Raw genomic sequence first — 17,092 nt, forward strand, 5'->3', positions numbered from 1 at the left:
CCTGGGTTTAAGCCGATGGCATGAAAAGCACCGGACAACCGACGATCAACGATGTTGCGCGGATCGCGGGCGTTTCCAAAAAGACCGTCAGCCGCGTTATAAACCGCTCGCCCTTGCTCAACGACGATACGCGGCGGCGCGTCGAGGATGTGATCGGTGAACTGGGCTATATTCCCAATCCGCAGGCGCGCGCGCTCGCGCTGCGCCGCAATTTCCTGATCGGGCTCGTCCACGACAACCCCAATGCGCAAATGGTGATGAATGTGCAGCAGGGGATTTTGGAGGCGCTGCACGGCACCGAATTCGAACTGGTGGTGCGCCCGGTCGATCGCGGATCGGCGACGATGCTGGTCGATCTGCGGCATTTCCTCGAACGTCAGCGCCTGTTCGGGCTCGTCCTGCTCCCGCCGATCAGCGAGAATGACACGATTGCCAAATTGTGTGCCGAAATCGGGTGTCGCTATGTCCGCATGGGGTCTGCTCCGCTGGACGATAACGATCATATGGTTGCCTCCAACGATTGCGAGGCGGTGCGAGCCGCGACCGAATATCTGATCGAGCAGGGGCATCGCCGGATTGGCCTGATCGCTGGGCCGCATGGCTTCCGCTCGGCGCGCGAGCGACGTCTGGGCTTCGAAGAAGCGCTGAGCAAAGCGGGCATCGCGCTCCCGCGGAGCATGATCGCCGACGGCAATTACACCTTCGAATCCGGGCTGACCGCAGCAGAGCGCCTGCTCGATCTGATGCCGCGTCCAACCGCGATCTTCGCCAGCAACGATGAAATGGCGGCGGGCGTGATGCATGCGGCACGACAGCGCGGTCTCGACATCCCCAAGGATTTGTCGATCGTCGGCTTCGACGATACGCCCGTTGCTGCACACGTCTGGCCGCCGCTGACCACGGTGCGATGGCCGATTGCATCGATGGCGCGCTCGGCGGCGCTGAAGCTCACGGCGGGGTTGGACGGGGAACAGATTGTCGAGGAACCCTCGCTGTTCCTGTCGACCTTGATTCGGCGTGGCTCGGTGGCGGCACCGAGCATATAGATCATCCACTAACGGGGTTGCGACCCAACCTGACACCGGTTACCAGAGCCCGCATAAAACAGTGCGGGGAGGGAGAATGACAATGGCACGGCCGCTCGACCTGAATCCCGATCGCCTGTTTCCGAGCGATCCAACGACGCGGGCCATTGCGCGCACGCTTTACGCGGAGATCGCGGCGCTGCCGATCGTCAGCCCGCATGGCCACACCGATGCCGGGTGGTTTGCCGACGACACCGCCTGGACCGACGCGACCGCGTTGCTGCTTGCGCCCGATCATTACATTTTCCGGATGCTCTACAGCCAGGGCATCGACCTGGACGCGCTCGCCATTCCGCGTCGCAGCGGCACGCCCGCGACCGATCCGCGCGCCGCATGGCGGTTGTTCGCGCAGAACCTGCATCTGTTTCGCGGCACGCCCTCGCGCATGTGGCTCGACCATGTCTTTGCCGAGGTGTTCAGGTTCGAGGTGGCGCTCGCGGCAGACACCGCCGATCTGTATTTCGATACGATCGCCGAGACGCTGGCCAGTCCGGCTTTCCGCCCGCGCGCGCTGTTCGATCGCTTCAAGATCGACTTTTTGGCGACCACAGAGGGGCCGCAGGACGATCTGGGCGCACATCACCGCATTCGCGCCTCGGGTTGGAGCGGGCGCGTCGTGACGACCTATCGGCCGGACGGCGTCATCGATGTCGAGCATGAGCAGTTCGCCGGCGCAATGGCGCGCTTTGCCGAACTGACCGGCGAAGATGTCTATGGCTGGAAGGGCTATCTTGCCGCGCACCGCAAACGGCGGGCGGATTTCCGCGCGGCGGGGGCGACCGCGACCGATCACGGTCACCCGACCGCCGCGACCGCCAACCTCTCGAACGCCGAGGCCGAGGCGTTGTTCGGCAAGATTGTCGGCGGCACCTGGACCCCCGCGGATGCGGAACTGTTCCGCGCGCAGATGCTGACCGAAATGGCGGCGATGTCGGTTGAGGACGGGATGGTGATGCAGATCCATCCCGGCTCTTTCCGCAACCATAATGCCGGGCTGCTGGCCAGCCACGGACGCGACAAGGGTGCCGACATTCCGATGCGCACCGATTACGTTCACGCGTTGAAACCCTTGCTCGATCGCTTCGGCACCTCGACCGAGCTCTCGATCATCCTCTTCACGCTCGACGAGAGCGTCTACGCGCGCGAACTGGCACCGCTGGCCGGGCATTACCCCTGCCTCAAGCTCGGGCCCGCATGGTGGTTCCATGACAGTCCGGAGGGGATGCGCCGTTTTCGCGAGATGACCACCGAGACGGCGGGTTTCTACAACACGGTTGGTTTTAACGACGATACCCGCGCCTTCCTGTCGATCCCGGCGCGGCACGATGTCGCGCGTCGGATCGATTGCGGTTTTCTCGCGCGCCTCGTGGCCGAGCATCGGCTCGAAGATTGGGAGGCCGCCGAGCTCGCGCACGAGCTGACCAGCGGCCTCGTCCGCCGCGCCTATCGTATCGATTCACCCGAAATCGCCGCCAAAGCGGCCTGACCCCCGGAGAGCCCCCGATGTTCGACCGCACCTATTACGCCACCCATCCCGACATGATGGAATGCGTCTCCAATGACGAGCTGCGCGATCGCTATTTGATCCAGGACCTGTTCCGCGCGGGCGAATGCGTGCTGAACTATACCCATGCCGATCGCTTCGTGATCGGGGGCGTGCTGGTGGCGGATGCCGCGGTGAAATTGCCCGACCAGACCGAGCCGGCCTCGGCGGAGGGGCACCCGTTCCTCGAACGGCGTGAGTTGGCGGTGGTCAATGTCGGCAGCGCAGACGGCACCGTCACGGTCGATGGCGAGGTGTTCACGCTGGGCAATAAGGATTGCCTGTATGTGACGATGGGCGCCAAGGACGTGGTGTTTTCCGGCGAAGGCGCGCGCTTCTATCTGGCGTCGTGCCCGGCGCACAAGGCGTTCGCCACGCGCGTGATTTCGGTAGGCGACGCGACCAAGCTGGAGCGCGGCAGCCTCGAGGAATCGAACGAGCGCACGATCTACCAGATGGTCATCCCCGGCATTTGCGACAGCGCGCAATTGGTGATGGGGCTGACGGTGCTGAAGCCGGGTTCGGTGTGGAACACGATGCCGCCGCACATTCACGAGCGGCGCAGCGAAATCTATTTCTACTTCGAACTGGATGGGCCGAACGACCGCGTGTTCCATTATATGGGCGAGGGGGAAGCGCTGCGGCACATCGTGATGGCCAATGAAGAGGCGGTGATCTCGCCGCCCTGGTCGGTGCATATGGGCTCGGGCACCAAGGCCTATGCTTTCATCTGGGCGATGGCGGGCGAGAATCAGGATTATACCGATATGAGCGTGCTGGATATTTGCCAGCTGGCGTGAAGCTCCCCTCCCGCGCGCGGGAGGGGCTGGGGGAGGGCAGCGCGCAGGTCCTCTCCATTCCCTCCCCTAACCCCTCCCGCAAGCGGGAGGGGAGAAGGACCGAGATATGAACAATCCCTTCGATCTCTCCGGCAAGGTCGCCGTCGTCACCGGGGCCAATACCGGCATCGGTCAGGCGATCGCGCTGGCGCTTGCTGCGGCGGGGGCGGACATCGCCTGCGTCGGCCGAACCCCGGCGGACGACACCGTGCAACAGATCCGCGCGCTGGGTCGTCGCGCCGAGATCATCTCGGCCAATCTTTCCACGATCGAGCCTGTGCAGAGGGTTGTGGATGAAGCTGTGGATAAGCTGGGCGGGCTCGACATCCTCATCAACAATGCCGGGATCATCCGCCGCGCCGACGCGGTCGATTTCAGCGAGGACGATTGGGATGCGGTGATCGACACCAATCTCAAATCGGTGTTTTTCCTGTGCCAGGCGGCCGGGCGGCACATGATCGCGCGCCATGAGAAAGATGGGGGATCTGGCAAGATCGTCAACATCGCGTCGATGCTGACCTTTCAGGGCGGCATTCGCGTGCCGAGCTATACCGCGTCGAAGAGCGGCATTGGCGGGCTGACCAAGCTGCTTGCCAATGAATGGGCGGGCAAAGGCATCAACGTCAACGCGATTGCGCCGGGTTATATCGCGACCAACAATACCGCCGCGCTGCAAGCCGATGAGAACCGCAACCGTTCGATCCTGGAGCGCATTCCGGCGGGCAAATGGGGCGATCCCTCCGACCTTGGTGGTGCGGCAGTGTTCCTGTGCAGCCGCGCGGCGGATTATGTGCAAGGGCATATTCTGGCGGTCGATGGCGGTTGGCTGGCGCGATAAGGGAAGAACGGACCCTCACCCTTCCCACCCGGCGGTGCCGGGCGGGCCCCTTCCCTCTCCCGGTGGGAGAGGGAGGGAGGCGCGAAGCGCCGGAAGGGTGAGGGTGACGTTGAGGGGATTTGCATGAGTACGTTTCTGGCTTTCGGGGAAATCATGCTGCGCCTCTCGCCGCCGGGGCGCGAGTTGCTGTTGCAGACGCCCAGGCTCGACGTGTGGGTTGCCGGGGCCGAGGCCAATGTTGCGGGGGCGCTGGCGCGGCTCGGACACGATGTCGCCTTTGCCAGCGTGGTACCCGACAACGATCTGGGGCGGGCGGCGCTGACCTATTTGCGCGGTGCCGGTGTCGCGACCGCCGGTATCCAGCTCCGCGGGGACCGCATGGGGCTGTATTTCGTGACCTCGGGGGCAGGGCTGCGCGCGACCGAGGTGATTTACGATCGCGCCGGGTCGTCCTTCGCCGAGATGCCGAGCGACGCCTGGGATTGGGACACGCTGCTGCATGGCGTCGATCGGCTGCATCTGTCGGGCATTACCCCGGCACTAGGGCCGGTGCCCGCCGCGAGCGCGATTGCGGCGGCGCAAGCCGCGGCGGCGCGCGGCATTGCGGTGTCGTTCGACGGCAATTGGCGCGGCAAATTGTGGGAGCGCTGGGACAGCGATCCGCGCGGCATCCTCACGCAACTCGTCGCGGAAGCCGATTTGCTGTTCGGCAACCACCGCGACATTGGCTTGCTGCTAGGGCGCGATTTTGGCGGCGAAGGCGAGTCGCGGCGGCGCGAGGCGGTCGAAGCGGCGTTTGCTGCCTTCCCCAAACTCCAGACGATCGCCTCGACTGCGCGGCATGTCGAACATGTCGATCTCCACCGGCTGTCGGCGCGCATCGATACCCGTTCGGGATCGGCGCAGACCGAAGAGGTCGTGCTGGCCGGAATCGTCGACCGGATTGGTGGTGGCGATGCCTTTGCCGCGGGTGTGTTGCATGCGTTGCGGCGCGGTGGCGACAGTGCGGAGGCGGCGCGCACCGGGCTCGCGCTGGCGGCGCTGAAACATTCCCTTCCGGGAGATGCGAGTCTGTTCCGCCAGGCCGATATCGATGCCTATCTCGCGGGCGGGCTGGATGTCCGGCGCTGATCTAACCCGCCGCACACTGATCGGCAACGGCGTGGCGGCAGCGCTGGCCGCTGCCGCCACGCCGTTGCGCGCGGCGCGGGCCCCGCACGTTGCGTGCGCTGCGGGGCGATTTGTTGGCACAAAGGAGCTGAACGGCGTCCGCAGCTATCGCGGCATCCGCTACGGGCGCGCCGAGCGTTTTCGTGCGCCGACACCCTTCGCTTATGGGCCCTCGCCGCATCCGGCCGACACGTTCGGCCCGGTCGCGCCGCAAGCGGGCACCACCTATGGTCCCCAAAGCGAGGATTGCCTGTTCCTCAACATCTGGACGGCGCGACCCGATCGCGCGGCCCGGCTGCCGGTGATGCTCTACATTCATGGCGGCGCCTATTCGGGCGGCAGCGTGACCGATCCGCTGAACGACGGCGCGGCGCTGGCGGCGCGTGGCGATGTCGTGGTGGTGACGGTCAACCACCGGCTCAACGCGCTGGGCTATCTCTATCTCGCGCGGCTCGACTCGCGTTTCCCCGATAGCGGCAATGCCGGGCAGCTCGACCTGATCCTCGCGCTCAAATGGGTGCGTGACAATATCGCGGCGTTCGGCGGTGATCCGGCGCGGGTGATGGTGTTCGGCCAGTCGGGCGGAGGCGCGAAGATCGCGACCATGCTGGGGATGCCCGCCGCGCGCGGGCTGTTCCACCGCGCCGCCACGATGAGCGGGCAGCAAGTGACCGCTTCGGGGCCGCTCAACGCCACTGCGCGGACGCGGGCGTATCTCGCGCGGCTCGGGGTGGACACGCGCGAGCTGTCGCCGCTGCTGGCGATGCCGCAGGACCGCCTCGTCGCCGCACTCGACACGGCCGACCCGATCCTTGGCGGCGGCGTTTATTTCGGGCCGGTGCTCGATATGAAGTGGCTCGCGCGGCATCCGTTCTGGCCCGATGCCAACCCGCAAGGCCTCGATATTCCGCTGATCCTGGGCAATGTCCGAGACGAGACCCGTGGCTTTCTCTCACCCGATTCGGACAAGGTGCGCGGGCTCAACTGGGATAATGTCGCCGCGCGAATCGCACCGGAATTGCGGATCGACATTCTGCCCGAATGGGTGGTCGAACAGTATCGCGCGCACTTCCCGGCATGGTCGCCGACCGAGGTATTTTACGGCGCGACCACCGCTGGGCGGAGTTGGCGCGGACAAGTGATCGAGGCCGAGGCACGCGCAAGCGCCGGGGCTCCGGCCTTTGTCTATCAAGTCGATTTCACGTCGCGCCTCGACCCCCGACGCGGGGCCTTTCACACCATCGACATTCCGCTGGTCTTCGGCACGATCAGCGCGAAGGGCTCGCAAACCGGGACGGGGGCGGATGCGCAGGCGGCGTCGCGGGCGATGCAGGACAGCTTCGTCGCCTTCGCCCAAGCCGGGGACCCCAATCATGCCGGGCTTCCGCAATGGGCCCGCTACGATCTTTCGCGACGCGCGACGATGGTGTTCGATTCAATACCCCATAGCGAGGACGATCCCCGCCGCTGGCAGCGCGAACTGTTCGCCCGCATTCCCTATATTCAGCCGGGTACTTAAGCCAAAAAGCCGATTGACACCGGTTACCAAACGCGACATTTAGGCGTCAGGATGAGTTGCCGAAGAGCGACCATCGGGCAGGAGAGGAGCGATGCGCCGCAATAGTGCACCTTTCCCTTCCTCTGCTCGCCATTCCGCCGCCAATTTGCAGGCGCGGCATGGCTACCGGTGTCAATCGGCGTCGCGGGACAGCGACGCCCAGGGGGGATGAAGAATGCGCAAGATTTCTGCGGCAGCGACGGTGCAGCACGGTGTCTCGGTAGGCGCGCTTGCGCTCGCACTGTTCTTGCCAAGCGTTGCCTTGGCGCAGACCGAGCCGACGCCGTCCGCGCCTCCGGCCAGCGAGGATACGGGGCAGGACATCGTGGTGACCGGCTTCCGCCAGTCGCTCCAGGCGGCGCTCAACGTAAAGAAAAACTCGGTCGCAGCGGTCGATTCGATCGTCGCCGAGGACATCGCCAAATTCCCCGACCAGAACCTTGCCGAATCGCTGCAGCGCATCCCGGGCATTTCGATCCAGCGCGATGGTGGCGAAGGGCGTGCGATCACCGTGCGTGGGCTTGGCGCGCAATTCACCCGCGTCCGCGTGAACGGTATGGAAACCGTCGCGACCTCGACCGACGGTGCCAGCGCCAACCGCGACCGCGCGTTCGACTTCAACGTGTTCGCGTCCGAACTGTTCAGCTCGCTGGTGGTCCATAAGACCGCCGAAGCGTCGCTCGACGAAGGGTCGTTGGGCGCGGTCGTCGATCTCAACACGGGCAACCCGCTTGGCGGCAAAAAGGCGGGTTTCTCGGGCGCGCTGTCGGTGCAGGGGTCGTATAACGACCTCGCCAAGACGCTCGGGCCGCGCGTCGCCGGGCTGCTGTCCTGGCGGAACGAGGCGGGCACCTTCGGCGCGTCGGTTTCCGCCGCATATTCGAAGGTCAACACGCTCGAACTCGGCAACAACACGACACGCTGGGCGCAGGCCCAGTTCGACTCGGTTGACGGTACGCCGTGTTATTACAACACCACCGGTTCGGGAGCGGCGCAGGCCTTTACCACGCCTGCGGCCAATAGCGGCGGCGTCTATCGGCAAAGCGCGGCGTGCGACAAGGCAGCGCAGGCCTTCCATCCGCGAATTCCGCGCTACGGTGTGATCAAGCATGATCGCGAGCGCCTGGGCATCACTGCCAGCGTGCAGTTCGCGCCGACCGACAAGACCAAGATCTCGATCGATGGCCTCTACTCCAAGTTCAAGGAAACCCGCGAGGAGGAATGGCTGGAGGTGCTGGCGCGCAGCAACGAGCGCTCGATCGACCTCGTCAATCCGGTCTACGATGCGAACAATAACATCGTCTCGGCGACGCTGAACGATGCATATAATCGCAACGAGCATTATCTGCGCAAATCGAGCACCGAATTCTATCAGATCGGCGGCACCTGGGATCAGGACGTAACCGACAAGTTCCGCTTCACTTTGTTGGGCGGGCTGTCGAAATCGGATGCGAATATCCCGGTCGAGACGACCATCCTGCTGGACAACAAGGCGGCGCAGGGCTTCAAATACGACTATACCAACATGTCGAGCCCGACGCTGAGCTATGGCAGCAGCGTGACCGACCCGAGCGCCTACCAGCTTTCCGAAATTCGCGATCGTCCGTCGGAGACCGTCAACAAATTCCGTACCGTGCAATTGCGCACCGAATGGGACGTGGCCGATGGCTTCCAGATCGAGGCGGGGGGCGTCTACCGCAAGTTCACCTTCGACACCGTGGGCTTCACCCGCGATACCGTGGTGTGCGGCAATGGCGGCAAGGATCTGGTGCTCGGCACGCTGACCTGTTCGCCATCCTCGCAATTCGGGTCGGGCGCGGTTTACGGTTTCCCGGTGACGGCGGCGCTGACCGATCTGGTCAATCTGGGTTCGGCCGGGCAGCCGTCCGGCGCGACCTCGCAATATGTCGTTGCCAACATCCCGGCGGCGGCGACCCTGACCAACCTGTATAATCGCGCGCTGGTCGTCGATGCCGGCAATACCCGCAGCGTTTCGGAAAAGGTGACGGGCGGGTATCTGGAATTCGATACCAAGGGCGCGCTCTTCGGGCTGAACTATGCGTTCAATGCCGGGGTGCGGTATGTCCATACCGACCAGAGCTCGACCGGTCTTGTCAGCGGCACCGCCGCCACGGTCCAGCGCTCGTACGACGATTGGCTGCCGGCGCTCAACGTGGCCTTCTATCCGACCGACAAGATCATCGTGCGCGGCGCGGTCGCCAAGGTGATGACGCGGCCGACGCTGGGCAACCTTACGCCGGGCGGTACGGTGGACGGGTTCAACTACAAGATCAGCAACGGCAACCCGTTCCTCGATCCGTTCCGCGCGACGGCGTATGATATCGCGCTGGAATGGTATTTCGCACCCCAGTCGATCGCGTCGATCGCCGTGTTCAAGAAATCGATCGACAGCTTCCCGGTGTCGAACACGCTGACCCAGACCTTCGCCTCGACCGGATTGCCGAAATCGGTCTTGCCGCCCAGCTCGCCGGCCTACATCAATTTCGATCCCAACCAGCTCTACACGGTCAGCACGACGGTGAACGGCACCGGTGCGTCGCTGAAGGGCATCGAGCTGTCGGTGCAGGCACCGTTCAAGTTCCTGCCCGGCTTCCTCAAGAATTTCGGCGGCATTGCGAACGCGACGTTCATCGACAGCAGCGCGACCTACGGCGTGGTTGGGCCATCCAGCCTGGTCTGCGCGACGCAGTTCACCTGCAAGCTCGTTGCGCCGACTGCGGTGCAGCGGACCTCGACGCTGTTCGGCCTGTCGAAGAAAGCGTTCAATGGCACGCTCTATTATGAGGACGCCAAGTTCAGTGCGCGCGGTTCGATCAGCTATCGCGGGCCCTATGTCGACCAGAATAGCGGCACCGGCAACGTGTTCGAAGGCTATGCCGCGACCACCAATTTCGACGCCTCGGTGCGCTATCGCCTGACCAAATGGCTTGAGGTTTCGGTCGAGGGCACCAACCTGACCGACACTTATCGCTATCGCTACACCGATGTCGATGCGAACCGGAATTATGAGAACAACCATTTCGGCCGCACCATTCTGTTCGGCGCGCGTGTGAAGATGTAAGCTTGGAAGACCCTTCCTCCCCGTTCGGGCGTTGCCAAAGCTATGGCGACGCCCGTTCGTTTTTCCGGAGAATGCCCGTGATCGACCGTCGCAGCGCCATCCTCGGGACACTGGCGAGCGGGTGGGCGGCGCGCGGGCTTGCGCAGACGCCGCCGCCACGGGTTGGCGGTGCCGCACCGGCGACGGCGCTGCCCGAACCCGACGAAACGTTGGACCTGTGGCCCAAGGGCGCGCCGGGCGCGCCGCCAACACTCCCGCTGGAGACCGTCGACGAGCGCAGCAAGGATCGCACGCTGAACGACCGTGCGGTGCAGGGCATCAGCCGCCCGCGCCTGGTCGTGTTCCGCCCGGCGACCCCCAATGGCGCGGCGCTACTGGTGACGCCGGGCGGGGGCTATCGCCTGGTGGTGATCGACAAGGAAGGCTATGAGATCGCGCGCTGGCTCGCGGCGCGCGGCTTCACCGTGTTCGTGCTGTTCTATCGGCTGCCGGGGGATGGCTGGGCGGCCGGACCGGACGTGGCGCTGGCCGACGCGCAGCGCGCGCTGCGGCTGATCCGCGCGCGGGCGGCGGACTATGGCATCGTGCCCGAGCGCGTCGGCGCGATGGGCTTTTCGGCGGGCGGGCATGTCTGCGGCGATCTGGCGACGCGCTTTGACACGCCGGTCTATGCGCCGGTCGATGCCGCCGACCGCCTGAGCGCGCGTCCGTGCCTCGCCGCGCCGATCTACGCCGTGCAGGCGATGACGGCGGACCTCGCCCATGCTGGCTCCCGCGCGCTGCTGCTGGGGCCATCGCCGAGCGCGGCGCTGGAACGGGCGCACTCGACCGCCGCCAACGTGTCGCCACGCACGCCGCCCTGCTTCCTGCTCCATGCCGAGGATGATGGGGTGGTGAAGGTGGAGAACACGCTGGCGTTTCGCGCGGCGTGCGTGCGCGCGGGCGTGCCGGTGGAGATGCATCTGTTCGCCCAGGGCGGGCACGGCTTTGGCCTGCGCGGCACGGTGGGCAAGCCGGTGGCGGCGTGGCCGGAGTTGTTCTTGAGCTGGGCGCGGACGCAGGGGTTTGGGTGACGCCTCCTCATAGGAATTTCGCGCGAGGGTTGGGTGGCTCGGCTGCCGCTTCTCAAACCCTTCCCGAGAAACAAGACTTGCCCCGGTGCCGATGGACCTGCCCTGCGCTGGCCGAGCGGTGTCGCTCGGCGAGGCGGGGGGATCATGCGAGATAGGTTCGCACGGCGTTTCTTTGAACTATCCCCTTCCGTTCGTTTCGAGCATCGTCGAGAAACCCGGCACAGCGCATGTGGCTGTTTCTCGACTTCGCTCGAAACGAACGGGTTACGGTAGTGTGATCGCGCCCTTGAGCGTCACCCCGCCAAAAGCCCATGCTCGATCTTCGGCAGCACATGCCGTGCGAACAGATCGGCTTCGGCTGCGTGGGGGTAGCCCGAGAGGATGAACGCTTCGATGCCCATGGCGCGGTACGCGTCGAGCTTGGCGAGCACTTGATCGGGATCGCCGACGATCGCAGCGCCACAGCCCGAGCGGGCGCGGCCGATGCCGGTCCATAGGTTGGCTTCGGCATAGCCGTCATCGCCCGCATTTTCGCGCAGGGCGGCTTGCGCGGCGACGCCAGCCGACTGCGAATCGAGCGATTTGGCGCGGATCGCGGCACCTTCGGCTGCGTCGAGCTTGGAGAGCAGGCGGTCGGCGGCGGTGCGCGCTTCGGCTTCGGTCTCGCGCACCACGACATGCGCGCGGTAGCCGAATTTCAGCGTTCGCCCATAAGCGGCGGCGCGCGCGGTCATGTCGGCGATGATCGCGGCGACGGCCTCCTGCCGGTCGGGCCACATCAGGAACACGTCGGCACCCTTGGCGGCGGCGTCGCGCGCATCGGGCGAGAGGCCGCCGAAATAGAGCAAGGGCACCTTGCCCGAGACGGTACGCAAGCGCGGCGGATCGACCTTCAGTTTCCAGAACTCACCATCATGGTCGAGCGGCTGGCCGTTGAGCAATGTGCGCAGGATGTGCATCGCCTCGACCGTGCGGGCGTAGCGCGGCGCGGAGCCGAGCGTCTCGCCGGGCATCTCCGACGAGATGATATTCACGCGCAAGCGACCGCCCAGCATCTGGTCGATCGTCGCGATCTGGCGGGCGAGTTGCGGCGGCCAGCTTTCGCCGACGCGCACCGCCATCAGTAGTGCGATGCGGCGCAGGAGCGGCGCGATGCCGGCGGCAAAGGCGGTGGTGTCGATGCCCAGCGCATAGCCCGAGGGCAGCAGGATATTGTCGAAGCCGCCGGTCTCCGCCTGCAGCACGATGTCGCGGCAATGCGCCCAGCTCGATTGCAAATGCGCATCGGGGACGCCGAGAAACTCGTAATCGTCATCGCACAAAGCGGAAAACCAGCTGATTTCGCAAGGCGGCAGCGCGGTCATGGCAGGCGCTCCCCGCGCGACGCGACCAGCACGTCATACCAGCTCTGGCGGGTGAAGCGGACCTTATAGACCTCGGCGATCTCGGCGATGCGCGCGAGATTCTGCGTGCCGACGATCGGGATCGGGCGCGCGGGGTGCGCCATGATCCAGGCATAGGCCGCCGCGGCGCGGGAAACGCCGGCCTCCTGGGCTGCGACATCGAGCGCGACCGCGACGGCTTTCGACCGGTCGTCCTCGGGCGCGCCGATCCGTCCGCCGCCGAGCGGCGACCAGGCGAGCACGGCGATATCGCGCTCCATCGCCAGATCGAGCAAGCCGTTTTCGATTGGCCCGAGTTCGAGCGGCGACAGTTCGGGCTGGAGGCTGGCGAGCGGGATCGTCAGGAAGGATTCGAGCGCGCGCGTTTGCGCCAGCGTGAAGTTCGAGACGCCGACCGCGCGGACCTTGCCGGCGCGGACCATGTCTTCCAGCGTGCGCGCGACTTCCTGCGGGTGGGCGAGGATGTCGGGGCGGTGGATCTGGTAGAGATCGACCTGATCGACCCCGAGCCGGGTGAGCGAGGCGTCGAGCGCTTGGCCGAGATACGCGGCGCTTTGGTCATAGGGGAATGGCGGGCGGATGCCGCCCTTGGTCGCCAGCACCATCTGCGCGGCGAGGCCGGGGGCTTCGGCAAGCACTTGCCCCAGCAGCAGTTCGGCATCGCCAAAGCCGTCGGCACCATCGAAGCCGTAAATGTCGGCGGTGTCGAACAGCGTCACCCCGGCGGCGAGCGCCGCCTCGATCCGTGCGCGCGCTTCCGCTACCGTCGCATTGGCGAAACGCCACATGCCCCAGGCGATCGGGCTGACCTGCACTCCGCTCTTGCCGAGGGCGCGCAATTCGGGTGTAAGTATGATTTCAGACATCGTTGTCATATAGAGGCGAAGACCTTAATGGAGCAAGTGCGTTACGGTCTGGTCGGCACCGGCATGATGGGGGTCGAGCATATCACCAACCTGGCGATTACGCCGGGGGCGGTGGTGACCGCGATTGCCGATCCGGTGGCGGAATCGATCGGTTGGGCGACGGCGGCGCTGGGCGATCGTGCGGGCGCGGCGGCGGTGTTCGACTCGGTCGAGGCGCTGGCGGCGAGCGGGCTGTGCGACGCGGTGATCGTGGCGAGCCCCAATTATACGCACCGCCGCGTGCTCGAGCCGTTGTTCGATGCCGGGCTCCACATCCTGTGCGAAAAACCGCTGGCGACGACGCTCGACGATTGCCGCTGGGTGGTGGCGCGCGCCGCGCAGAGCGACCGCGTGTTCTGGACGGCGATGGAATATCGCTACATGCCGCCTGCCGCCGCCTTTATCGAGGAGATCAAAGGTGGCGCGATCGGGCGGTTGCAGATGCTGTCGATCCGCGAGCATCGCTTCCCGTTTCTGGTCAAGGTGGCCGACTGGAACCGCTTCAGCCGCAACACTGGCGGCACGATGGTCGAGAAATGCTGCCATTTCTTCGACCTGATGCGGCTGATCACCGGCAGCGAGGCGGTGCGCGTCTATTGTTCGGGCGCGATGGACGTGAACCATGTCGATGAGCGTTATGGCGGCGAGACGCCCGACATTATCGACAACAGCTATACGACTGTGGATTTCGCGAACGGCGTGCGTGCGTTGCTCGACCTGTCGATGTTTGCCGATGGCGCGGAGAATCAGGAAGAGATTACCGCCGTGGGGGACGCAGCCCGGCTCGACGTGCTGATCCCGGAAGGCGCTTTGGTGCATTCCCCGCGCGTCGGCTTCCGCAACGCCAAGCAGGTGACGCGGCGCGTGATCGAGGTCGACCAGGCCGCGCTGGATGCGGGGAGCCATCACGGTTCGACCTTCTACCAGCATCAGCGCTTCAACGCTGCGGTGCGCGGGGCGGGGCCGGTCGAGGTCACTGCGCGCGATGGCATGATGGCGGTCGCGATCGGCACCGCCGCCGAGATCAGCGCACGCGAACATCGCGTGGTGGAGATGGCCGAACTGGGGTTCTGACGCCAAGCCGAGCTTTACGGCGGACAAGTATGACAGCGATGTCCGATCCGCGAAAAGAATAATACCCATCGCCAAGATGGGATTTCGAAGGAGGGATAGGATGAAAGCACTTTACCTGACGGGTGCGGCTGCGCTCGCGCTGGTGGCGGCCTCGCCGGGTTCCGCACAGACTGCGCCCGCGGCTGCGTCAGCGAACCAGCAAGCAGAGGGCGACCCCGGCGACATCATCGTTACCGCGCAGAAGCGCTCCGAGCGTTTGCAGGACGTGCCCCTCGCGGTCACCGTTATCTCGGGTGATGCGATCGCCGCGCAGGGCAAGACCAGCCTGGAGGGCGCGCAATATCTGGTGCCGTCGCTCAATTTCCTGAAATCGGGCACGACGCTCAACCAGTCGCTGTTCCTGCGCGGGGTCGGCACCTCGACCTTCTCGATCGCGGGCGAGCCGTCGATTTCGACGGTGGTCGATGGCGTGGTGTATAGCCGCGCGGGCGAAGCGTTTGGCGACCTGGTCGATGTCGACCAGATCGAAGTGCTGCGCGGGCCGCAAGGCACGCTGTTTGGCAAGAATGCGAGCGTCGGCGTCATCAACATCATCTCGAAAAAGCCGACCGCCAGCTTTGGCGGCTATGCCGAGGCGGGGTTCTTCACCGACAGCGAATATCGTGCGCGCGCCGCGATCAACGTGCCGATCGGGCAAAATGTGCGCTCGCGGCTGACCGGCTTCTACACCAATTATGACGGCAATATCCGCAACGTGACGACCGGCAAGCTGGTCAACGGCTTCGAACATTATGGCGGGCGGCTGCAGGTCGATGCCGATGCCGGGCCCAATGTGAAACTCGCCTTCATCGCCGATTATCACCGCAACAATGATGATTGCTGCGGTGAGGTGATCGCAACCGGGCCGATCAACACCGCGACGGGTGCCGTCACCACCAATGCCTCCAGTGCCGCTTTGCCGACGCCGCGTGGCACCGATACCCGCGAACTCGCGCAGAATCTGACGACGCGGACCAAGGAAACCGGCTACGGCTTCTCGCTCCAGGCCGATATTCAGGCGGGGACGCAGACGGTCACTTCCATCACCGCCTATCGCAATTACAAGAATACCGAGATCCGCGACGGCGACTTCCTGCCGGCCGCCTATATCGGCTTCAACCAGCTTCACGATTTCGGGCCACAGACTGGCGACACGTTCAGCCAGGAAATCCGGCTGACCTCGCCGGGGCACCAGTTCCTCACCTATGTGCTGGGCGCATATTATTCGCGTGCGGCGAGCGAGCGCATCTTCACGCGCAACGATCAGGTCTGCACGTCGGCGGTGACGCCCGCGCCGACCGCGCTGACGCCGTGTTCAAGCGCGTCCGCCAACCCCTCGACCTTTCCGACCGGCACCGCCGATTTCGGCTCGGTGTTCAAGAATGTCGCGCTGTTCGGACAGGGGACGCTCAACATCAGCGAGCGCTTCCGCGTGATCGGTGGCTTGCGCTATACGGTCGACCAGCTCGACGTGTTCCATTCGCGTGCCACCACACTGGCGGGGCCGGGGATCAACGCCAATTTCGATCAGGGCGTGTATAACGAATATATCCGGCTGGTCGCGCTGGGGGTTTCGCCGACGACAGCCGCGTCACAGGCGGTGAGCGCTTCTAACGGCGTGCCGTTCCGCGCCAAGGCGACCAATGAGAACCTGTCGGGCAAGGCAGGCGTGCAGTACGATATTTCGCATGGCTCGACGGCGTATGCGACCTATGCGCGCGGCTATAAGGGCCCGGCGTTCAACGTGTTCTACAATCTGACCGCGACCGGCACCAATGTGATCGCGCCGGAAACCTCCGATTCCTATGAGATCGGGCTGAAGAACACGCTGCTCGGCGGCAAGCTGACGCTCAACCTCGCCGCATTCTACGCCAAATATAAGAATTTCCAGGCGAACAATCCGGATCTGGTCGCGGGCGTGGTCGTCACGCGCTTCACCAATGCCGGCGACGTGTCGACGCGCGGGGTGGAACTCGATGCCACGCTGCGGCCGGTGCGCGACCTGAGCATCACCGGCGGTGCTGCCTATACCGACGCGCATGTCGACAAGTTCAACGCCCCCGCTGGTTCGGCGACGATTCCGGCAGGCACGCCGCTTGGCTTTGCGCCAAAGTGGAAGGGCAATGTCAGCGTCGATTATCGGCTGCGCACCGGCGGCTTTGCCGATGTGCTGCTGGGGGCGCAGGGATCGTATCAGAGCAGCGAGCTCGGGCTGTTCTCGGCCGATGCGGTGCAGCGGCAGTTGGGGACGATCGGGGCGTACAGCCTGGTCAACCTCAGTGCCGGTCTGGTCAGCAAGAACGATCGCTACAAATTGACCTTCCAGGTGCGCAATCTGTTCGACAAGAGCTTTGCTGCGGCGATCGCCAATGGTGGACCGGGACAGGCCTATCGCTACCAGATCCCGCGCGATGCCGATCGCTACTTCGGCGTGACCGGGCGGGTGAATTTCTGAGCCTTTGATCCTCCCCGTGCGGGGAGGA

At 65.0% G+C, this 17,092-nt stretch carries 12 protein-coding genes; 10 read left to right on the top strand and 2 right to left on the bottom strand.

The features are described 5' to 3' along the window. The first annotated feature begins 20 nt into the window (after positions 1-20). From ACP7BL_RS00630 to ACP7BL_RS00665, 8 genes are all read left to right on the top strand, one after another. Positions 21-1,046: a LacI family DNA-binding transcriptional regulator gene (locus ACP7BL_RS00630; protein ID WP_126846763.1), complete on the top strand. Its 1,026-nt coding sequence runs from the start codon at positions 21-23 to the stop codon at positions 1,044-1,046. Positions 1,047-1,128: 82 nt separating this feature from the next. Further along, positions 1,129-2,571, top strand: coding sequence for a glucuronate isomerase (gene uxaC, locus ACP7BL_RS00635; RefSeq protein ID WP_126846765.1), 1,443 nt, complete (start codon positions 1,129-1,131; stop codon positions 2,569-2,571). A 17-nt stretch (positions 2,572-2,588) separates the two neighbouring features. Then, positions 2,589-3,428, top strand: a complete 840-nt coding sequence (kduI, locus tag ACP7BL_RS00640; RefSeq protein ID WP_426257349.1) for a 5-dehydro-4-deoxy-D-glucuronate isomerase — start codon at positions 2,589-2,591, stop codon at positions 3,426-3,428. 106 nt (positions 3,429-3,534) lie between these two features. Continuing rightward, on the top strand, positions 3,535-4,305 hold the full coding sequence (gene kduD / locus ACP7BL_RS00645; protein ID WP_426257350.1) for a 2-dehydro-3-deoxy-D-gluconate 5-dehydrogenase KduD: 771 nt from the start codon (positions 3,535-3,537) through the stop codon (positions 4,303-4,305). Positions 4,306-4,428: 123 nt separating this feature from the next. Next, on the top strand, positions 4,429-5,436 hold the full coding sequence (locus ACP7BL_RS00650; protein ID WP_426257351.1) for a sugar kinase: 1,008 nt from the start codon (positions 4,429-4,431) through the stop codon (positions 5,434-5,436). Further along, positions 5,423-6,994, top strand: a complete 1,572-nt coding sequence (locus tag ACP7BL_RS00655; RefSeq protein ID WP_426257352.1) for a carboxylesterase/lipase family protein — start codon at positions 5,423-5,425, stop codon at positions 6,992-6,994. The genes ACP7BL_RS00650 and ACP7BL_RS00655 overlap by 14 nt, the downstream gene beginning before the upstream one ends. Before the next feature lie 214 nt (positions 6,995-7,208). Next, on the top strand, positions 7,209-10,115 hold the full coding sequence (locus tag ACP7BL_RS00660) for a TonB-dependent receptor (RefSeq protein WP_426257353.1): 2,907 nt from the start codon (positions 7,209-7,211) through the stop codon (positions 10,113-10,115). A 71-nt stretch (positions 10,116-10,186) separates the two neighbouring features. Then, on the top strand, positions 10,187-11,188 hold the full coding sequence (locus tag ACP7BL_RS00665) for an alpha/beta hydrolase (protein ID WP_171010505.1): 1,002 nt from the start codon (positions 10,187-10,189) through the stop codon (positions 11,186-11,188). A gap of 293 nt (positions 11,189-11,481) precedes the next feature. On the opposite strand, the gene ACP7BL_RS00670 is transcribed toward ACP7BL_RS00665, so the two are convergent. Beyond that, entirely contained in the window at positions 11,482-12,552 is a 1,071-nt protein-coding gene (locus ACP7BL_RS00670; protein WP_426257354.1) for an LLM class flavin-dependent oxidoreductase, read from the bottom strand. Further along, positions 12,549-13,457 (bottom strand): aldo/keto reductase, encoded by a 909-nt coding sequence (locus ACP7BL_RS00675; protein ID WP_033965263.1) that lies wholly within the window; start codon positions 13,455-13,457, stop codon positions 12,549-12,551. The genes ACP7BL_RS00670 and ACP7BL_RS00675 overlap by 4 nt, the downstream gene beginning before the upstream one ends. A 36-nt stretch (positions 13,458-13,493) precedes the next feature. On the opposite strand from ACP7BL_RS00675, the gene ACP7BL_RS00680 reads away from it, so the two are divergent. Then, positions 13,494-14,570: a Gfo/Idh/MocA family protein gene (locus ACP7BL_RS00680; protein ID WP_426257627.1), complete on the top strand. Its 1,077-nt coding sequence runs from the start codon at positions 13,494-13,496 to the stop codon at positions 14,568-14,570. 100 nt (positions 14,571-14,670) lie between these two features. After that, positions 14,671-17,064, top strand: a complete 2,394-nt coding sequence (locus tag ACP7BL_RS00685; RefSeq protein WP_426257355.1) for a TonB-dependent receptor — start codon at positions 14,671-14,673, stop codon at positions 17,062-17,064. Positions 17,065-17,092 lie beyond the last annotated feature (28 nt).

This window comes from Sphingomonas sp. DC1600-2, assembly GCF_049897605.1.
GTDB lineage: Bacteria > Pseudomonadota > Alphaproteobacteria > Sphingomonadales > Sphingomonadaceae > Sphingomonas.

Excerpts from the sequence above, each read along its gene's own strand:
- ACP7BL_RS00630 (WP_126846763.1), top strand. The coding sequence starts at position 21 with ATGAAAAGCACCGGACAACCGACGATCAACGATGTTGCGCGGATCGCG.
- uxaC (WP_126846765.1), top strand. The coding sequence starts at position 1,129 with ATGGCACGGCCGCTCGACCTGAATCCCGATCGCCTGTTTCCGAGCGAT.
- kduI (WP_426257349.1), top strand. The coding sequence starts at position 2,589 with ATGTTCGACCGCACCTATTACGCCACCCATCCCGACATGATGGAATGC.
- kduD (WP_426257350.1), top strand. The coding sequence starts at position 3,535 with ATGAACAATCCCTTCGATCTCTCCGGCAAGGTCGCCGTCGTCACCGGG.
- ACP7BL_RS00650 (WP_426257351.1), top strand. The coding sequence starts at position 4,429 with ATGAGTACGTTTCTGGCTTTCGGGGAAATCATGCTGCGCCTCTCGCCG.
- ACP7BL_RS00655 (WP_426257352.1), top strand. The coding sequence starts at position 5,423 with ATGTCCGGCGCTGATCTAACCCGCCGCACACTGATCGGCAACGGCGTG.
- ACP7BL_RS00660 (WP_426257353.1), top strand. The coding sequence starts at position 7,209 with ATGCGCAAGATTTCTGCGGCAGCGACGGTGCAGCACGGTGTCTCGGTA.
- ACP7BL_RS00665 (WP_171010505.1), top strand. The coding sequence starts at position 10,187 with ATGCCCGTGATCGACCGTCGCAGCGCCATCCTCGGGACACTGGCGAGC.
- ACP7BL_RS00670 (WP_426257354.1), bottom strand. The coding sequence starts at position 12,552 with ATGACCGCGCTGCCGCCTTGCGAAATCAGCTGGTTTTCCGCTTTGTGC.
- ACP7BL_RS00675 (WP_033965263.1), bottom strand. The coding sequence starts at position 13,457 with ATGTCTGAAATCATACTTACACCCGAATTGCGCGCCCTCGGCAAGAGC.
- ACP7BL_RS00685 (WP_426257355.1), top strand. The coding sequence starts at position 14,671 with ATGAAAGCACTTTACCTGACGGGTGCGGCTGCGCTCGCGCTGGTGGCG.